Origin of the sequence: Azovibrio sp. (genome assembly GCF_049658005.1) — a bacterium.
Taxonomy (GTDB): Bacteria; Pseudomonadota; Gammaproteobacteria; order Burkholderiales; family Rhodocyclaceae; genus Azovibrio.
On record NZ_JBASOH010000065.1, the window covers coordinates 1 to 6085 of the forward strand.

The window sequence follows — 6085 nt, forward strand, 5'->3', positions numbered from 1 at the left end:
CCATGGCCGCCGCCGCCTGCAGCACCAGCAGCAGGTGAGCCCCCGTATCCACCTCGGGGTGGTATTCGGGCCGCTGCGGCACGCCGAACAGGGCCTCCAGCTCGGGCAGCAGCCGCGCCAGGGCGCCGCAGTCGCGCAGCACTTCGATCATGCGCTGGGGATGGGCCTCCATCAGCCCCCGGGCCAGTTCCTGCCAGACCCGCTCGGCGACCAGATGATCCACCTCCCCCTCTGCCACCATGCGGCGCATCAGAAAGAGGGTCTCGGGGGCGACGCTGAAATCGCCGAAACGGGCGGCAAAACGGGCCAGGCGCAGGATGCGCACCGGATCTTCGATGAAGGCGGGGCCTACATGGCGCAGCACCCGGGCATCCAGGTCGGCACGGCCGTTGAAGGGATCGATCAGCACGCCGTCTTCGCCCCGGGCCATGGCGTTGATGGTCAGGTCGCGCCGGGCCAGGTCCTCTTCCAGGCTGACCTCGGGGGAAGCGTGAAAGGTAAAGCCGTGGTAGCCGTGCCCGCTTTTACGTTCCGTGCGGGCCAGGGCGTATTCCTCCTGGGTCTCGGGGTGCAGGAAGACGGGAAAATCCTTGCCCACGGGCCGGAAGCCGGCCGCCAGCATTTCGTCCGGCGTGGCGCCTACCACCACATGGTCCCGGTCGGACACCGGTCGGCCCAGGAGTTCATCGCGGATGGCGCCGCCGACGACATAAATCTGCATCTTCAGCTTCCCTCGCTGGCAAAACGCCTTGCCGTACGGTCACGGGGCATGTCACGGGGCAAGGCGTTGTGCAGTAAGCGCCAGATCAGCGGCCGGCGTACCAGCGGTAGCGGTCCAGGCGCTGCTTCGGGCTGTCGCCCGCGATGTAGGTGGGCGCAATGGCTTCCAGGGCGGTGGGCCGCCAGCCCGGAGGGGTCTGGCCGGAGCCGTCGGCGACATTGTCCACCTGCAGGGAGCGCAGGTTGTCCGGAGACATCGAGGGCCTGGGAGACAGCCACAGCAGGCCGGCAAGCAGGTAGGCCCAGCCCTCGGAAATGGGCAGGATGCGGGTGCGGCACTTGCACAGCCTGGCGACGTACTGCACCAATTCCTGCAGGCTGTAAGTCCGCGGTCCCACCAGTTCATAGACCTGGCCGAAGGTGTCAGGATTGTCCAGACAGTCCACGACGGCATCGGCCACATCGGCCACCCAGACGGGCTGGAAGCGGGCCTGGCTCATGCCCAGGGGAAATATGGGGAAGGACTTGAGGAGTCTGGCGAACAGGTTCAGGAAGGAGTCGCCCTGGCCGAAGATGACCGAAGGACAAAATACCGTCACGTCCAGCTCGCCCTGGGCAGCCAGGACGATCTTCTCGCCTTCGCCCTTGGAACGCAGGTATTCGGAGGGGCCATTGACGTCGGCCTTGAGGGCGCTCATGTGCACCAGGCGGCGCACGCCGGTGGCCTTCATGGTGGCGACGATCTGCTTGGGCAGGGTCACATGGGCCTGCTCGAAATCCCTGCTGTAAGGCAGCTTCACATCGCGGCTGTGCAGGATGCCGACCAGGTTGATCACCGCATCCTGGCCACGCACCAGCGCTTCGAGCTGGGCGGGATCGTTGATGTCGGCCGCGGGCATGTCCACCCCGGGCAGCATGATCAGATTCTTGTTGCGATCCCGGTGGCGGGTGGGGATGGTGAGTTTGGCACCCTGTTCGGAGAGACGGTTGGCGATATAGGTACCGACAAAACCGCTGCCTCCTAGCAGCAAGACTTTCTTCTGTTCCATGGCGATCCCGTGCAGATAGGTTGACTTGGGCAAGGCCCGGATTTTAAGGCAAATCCGCCGTCTTGGGCGGATCGCCGGCCGGCCGGCCGGGCACCATGCCGAGACGGGCCCGCAGGGAAGCGGGCTGGCCGTTGAACAGCACCGAGTAATAGACGGCGTTGCTCATGACCTTCTTGACATAATCCCGGGTTTCGGAATAAGGGATGGTCTCGGCATAGATGGCGCCTTCCATGGCTTCTGCGCCGCGCCACTTGCGCGCCGGGAGCGGCCCGGCGTTGTAGGCGGCCGAGGCCAGCACCGGGTGATTGTCGAGGTCCTCCATCATCATGCGCAGGTAGGAGGTGCCGAGCAGCAGGTTGGTCTCCGGAGCCTTCACCTGGCGGTGGTCGTAATCCTTGAGGCCGATCTTCTTTGCGACCCACTTCGCGGTGGCCGGCATCAACTGCATCAGGCCGGAGGCCCCGGCGGAGGAATTGGCCTGGCTGACGAAGCGGCTTTCCTGGCGCATCAGGCCATACACCCAGGCTTCATCCAGGGATTGTTGCTGCGCCGCCGGGCGGACCTGGTCATTGAAGGGCGCCAAAAAGCGCAGATTGTAGTCATGCTGGTTGCGGGTCCGGTCCGCCGTGTTGATGGCCCGGTCGTAGATCTGGTTGCGCCGGGCCAGCTCGGCGGCCGCGAGCAGTTGCCGGTCATCCATGTCGCGTATGCTCCAGTTCCACTCGCGGATGGCATCGTTGCGCATGTTCAGGCGAAAGAAAGCCAGGGCCCGGATCAGGCCGGGATGGGCGCGGGCCTCGTCCAGTTCCGCGTCGGTCGGTGGCTGAGCCCGGGGCGGAATGCTGATGCGGCGCCCCAATTCCTCATCGGCGAGGTTGCCGTAGAAACTGGGCTGTCCGGCAATCCGCTCGAACAACTGCCGGGCCTGGCTCTGCTGACCGCCGGCCAGGTAGGCGCGGCCCAGCCAGTAAATCCATTCCGGCTTGTCCTGCAGGCGGGCCGGCATGGACTCGATGCTGCGGCGCACCCCGCCCCAGTCGCGGTGGCGCAGGGACGCCCGCACCTGCCACTCCCGCCCCTCGTCGGAGAGCAGCTCCGGCTGGCTGCGCCGGTACCACTCCACCGCCGCCGCCATGTGGCGCCGCGCCCCCTGCAGGCCGATCTGGCCCCAGGCCCAGGCCTGTTCCTGCTCACCCAGATACGGGCTCCAGCGTTCTAGTTGCTCGGCGGCAAAGACCGGGTCATTGCGGGCCAGGCGCTGGATGGCCAGGGCCACCAGTTCCCGGCCGGTGCGGTCCTTGAGACTGGCGGGCAAAAGGCGGGCCAGCCAGGCGGCGGCCTTGTCCAGCATCGATTCCAGTTGCTTGGGGTCCGGCTGCTGCCCCGGGGGCAAGGCGGCGAGCACCTGGCGGGCGGGAGCCAGCTTGTTGACTTCGACCAGCAAGCGCACCCGGGCCCAGATTTGATCGACGCTGGCCCGCTCGGCCAGCAGGGCCATCACCGGACGACAAGCCTCGGGCACCTCATGCAGGGTCAGCCACAGGTTTTCCCCCTCTGCCAGGGCGGCTGCATCGCGCAACTGCAAGCGGGCCTGGATGCCCAGGCAGCGCGCCTCCTGGTTGGGTGACTTGAGCTGGCGGTAGTGCTGCAGCAGCCCTTGCCAGTCTTCCTGCCGGGCCAGCACCCGGAGCCAGTCGGCGCGCAGCCGTTCCCCCAGGTAATTGCCTTCCTGACGGCTGATGAAGGCTTGAATGGCGGCGGGGTCCTGCTGTTCGATTCCCTGGCGCAGCAGGTAGTAATCGACATAATCGGCGAGGGGGTGGCCCCGCAGTTCGGCCGCCAGAGCTTCCAGACGGGGGCGATTGCCGACCCGGAAGGCCTCCCGGGCGGCGATGTACTGGATGTCGCCCGGCGCTTCCTGGGCCTGGAGCGGCGTCATCAGACAGCCAATGAGGCCAAGGGAGGTCAAGATAGTGCGCAACTTCATGTGATAGATTCGGCGGATGAATACTGCTTCTGAGCATACCATGAGCTCCCCGCCCCTCCACCGGGATCATTTGCGCAAAGCCATGATAGCGGCCCGCAAGCAGCTGCCCGCCAGCACGGTAAGCGCCTGGTCAGCCGCAATCGTCCGGCACTTGCTGAAGGTCCTCCCCCAGCCGCCGGGGCGATGCATCGCCTTTTGCTGGCCCATCCATCACGAGCCCGATGTCCGCGCCGCCCTGGCCGCCTGGCAGCAACAGGGTAGCCTGGCGGCCCTGCCGGTGGTCACCGCCCCGGCCCAGCCCCTGGCCTTTCGCGCCTGGACGCCGGACACCCGGCTGGAGCCCGACCGCTACGGCATTCCCACCCCTGCCGAGGGTTCCTGGGTGCAGCCGGATGTGCTGCTCCTGCCGCTCAATGCCTTCGATGCCGCGGGCTACCGGCTGGGCTACGGCGGCGGCTTCTTCGACCGCACCCTGGCCAGCCTCGACCCCCGGCCGCTTGCCATCGGCGTCGGTTTCGAACTCAACCGGGTAGACAGCATCCAGCCAGAAACCCACGACCAGCCGCTTGACTGGATCGCCACCGAGGCCGGCTGCTTCCGGCCTTGCTAAACCTGCTCAGCTGGGCAGCCTGTAGCCGCATTCCCCGCAGAACCGGTCTCCCGGCTCGATCGCTGCCTTGCATTGCGGACACTGCCGGGCCAGGTTTGCCCCGGCCGCCCCGGGTTCGGGCACCGGTTCGGCGACAGGTTCGACCACAGGTTCGACCACAGGTTCGACCACAGGTTCGACGACAGGCGCCTTGCGGGCCGCTTCAGCCGCTTCGGCCGCCCTGGCACGGGCTTCCGCTTCGGCCCTGGCCTGCTGGGCCGCTTCCTGCTGCTGGCGCAGCCGCTTTTGGGCTTCCTCGGCCCGGCGTTGGGATTCTTCCTTGAGCGCCTGGGCCTTGCGCTTGGCTTCGTCGAGCCGCTCCCCGATCAGGCGCTCGGCCTCGCTGGGGTCGAGATCGGCGGCCACGCGCAGGTAGATCAGGATGCTTCCCATCAAGGTCATGGTCGACAGGGCGCCCATGACCAGGGCCAGGATCACCAGCGAACCAAAGCCGGCGGCCTGCATGTAACCCATGCCATCCTGGCCACCGTAGCCGCCAAACCCGCCGAACCCTCCAACCCCCCCAAAACCTCCAAACCCCCCGAAGAAGCCGCCCAAAGAAGCCATCATCCCATTGCCAAGGATGGGCAGGGACAGCCCCAGCACCGAAAAGTAGCCGACGCCCAGGATGCTCCCCAGCACGGCGCCTGCCAGACCCAGCAGAAGGCCGAGCAGGAACAGGCTGATCAGCAGTTCCACCATGCGATGCGTGGCGATCTGCCAGAGCATGGCCACGGCGCTCTTGATGCCGGCCCCGCTCCAGATGGCCGGGCCGACCATGGACAGGGCAACATTGAGGCTGAAGAAGAGCATCCCGGCCACCACCACCAGCACCGGAAAGGCAAGGGCATAGAGCACGGGGCCCAGGCCCGGAATCTTGCAAAGGAACAGCACCAGGGCCGTGGCGATGTAGAAGGCCAGCACCACCAGGGCGCCGATCAGGGTCACGGCCAGCACCTTGAGGGCCGCGAAGACTCCGTCCAGCAAGGTCACGGCGAGGGGGCGGCTGGGCAGACCCTGGGCCTGATCCATGAGCATGAGCCCCGCTGCCGAAATTCCGACGGGGATTATCAGCAGTGCCAGGAAGGAAAACAGGGCGGGAATGAAGAACCCCCCCATCTGTGCGCCGATCACCCCGCCCAGAAAGACCAGCAGTCCCGCCGCCAGCCCGGTGCCGATCAAAACGCCCAGCGCCTTCCAGTTGCGCAGCGCCTCCGTAACCCTCAGCAGGTCGGAATACCGGGTGCCCTGCTCGCTTGTCATGACGTGTGAAATGCCTTGTGAATTCATGCTTCCCCCTGTTGAAGTAATGGTTCGAGTAATGGTGGTTTGCTTGCGGGTGGTTTGCTTGCTCAGTTGTTCAGCTTGCACTCGGGCACGCTATTCCAGTGCCCGTCGCAATATTTCCAGCGCGCTTGCTCGCGGCAGAAAATGTTGGCCTTGCAGCGATCCAGTTCCCCGCGCAACTGCTGCACCCAGCCGGACTCGGCTGGGGCAGCGGGAGGAACTGGTGGGCTCGATTCCCGTACTGGCATCCTTTCCTTTTCATCCGGCACGGGCCGGGCGGCGGGTCGGGTCTCGGGTCGGGACTTGGGCCGGGCTTCGGGACGCGGCCTGGGAGTTTCGGTTCTGGGGGCTTCGGTTCTGGGGGCTTCGGTTCTGGGGGCTTCGGCTCTGGGG

4 protein-coding genes and 2 pseudogenes are annotated in these 6085 nt (G+C 66.4%); 1 reads left to right on the top strand and 5 read right to left on the bottom strand.

From position 1 onward, the window contains the following. The 3 genes and pseudogenes from cca to WBH99_RS07205 all read right to left on the bottom strand — a co-directional run. Positions 1 to 721 (bottom strand): annotated as a pseudogene (gene cca, locus WBH99_RS07195) (multifunctional CCA addition/repair protein); the annotation flags it as partial. A gap of 85 nt (positions 722 to 806) precedes the next feature. Continuing rightward, positions 807 to 1769, bottom strand: a complete 963-nt coding sequence (locus tag WBH99_RS07200) for a complex I NDUFA9 subunit family protein (RefSeq protein ID WP_424219432.1) — start codon at positions 1767 to 1769, stop codon at positions 807 to 809. A gap of 43 nt (positions 1770 to 1812) precedes the next feature. Further along, a complete protein-coding gene (locus WBH99_RS07205) occupies positions 1813 to 3756 on the bottom strand; it encodes a transglycosylase SLT domain-containing protein (RefSeq protein WP_424219433.1) in 1944 nt (647 codons plus the stop codon). Positions 3757 to 3796: 40 nt separating this feature from the next. On the opposite strand from WBH99_RS07205, the gene WBH99_RS07210 reads away from it, so the two are divergent. After that, the gene (locus WBH99_RS07210) at positions 3797 to 4366 is read left to right on the top strand and encodes a 5-formyltetrahydrofolate cyclo-ligase (protein ID WP_424219434.1); all 570 of its coding nucleotides are present in this window, start codon (positions 3797 to 3799) and stop codon (positions 4364 to 4366) included. 6 nt (positions 4367 to 4372) lie between these two features. Here the strand turns inward: WBH99_RS07210 and WBH99_RS07215 are convergent, their stop codons facing one another. Together WBH99_RS07215 and WBH99_RS07220 are read right to left on the bottom strand one after the other, a co-directional pair. Continuing rightward, positions 4373 to 5695: a zinc ribbon domain-containing protein gene (locus WBH99_RS07215; protein WP_424219435.1), complete on the bottom strand. Its 1323-nt coding sequence runs from the start codon at positions 5693 to 5695 to the stop codon at positions 4373 to 4375. A gap of 62 nt (positions 5696 to 5757) precedes the next feature. Next, positions 5758 to 6085 (bottom strand): annotated as a pseudogene (locus WBH99_RS07220) (hypothetical protein); the annotation flags it as partial.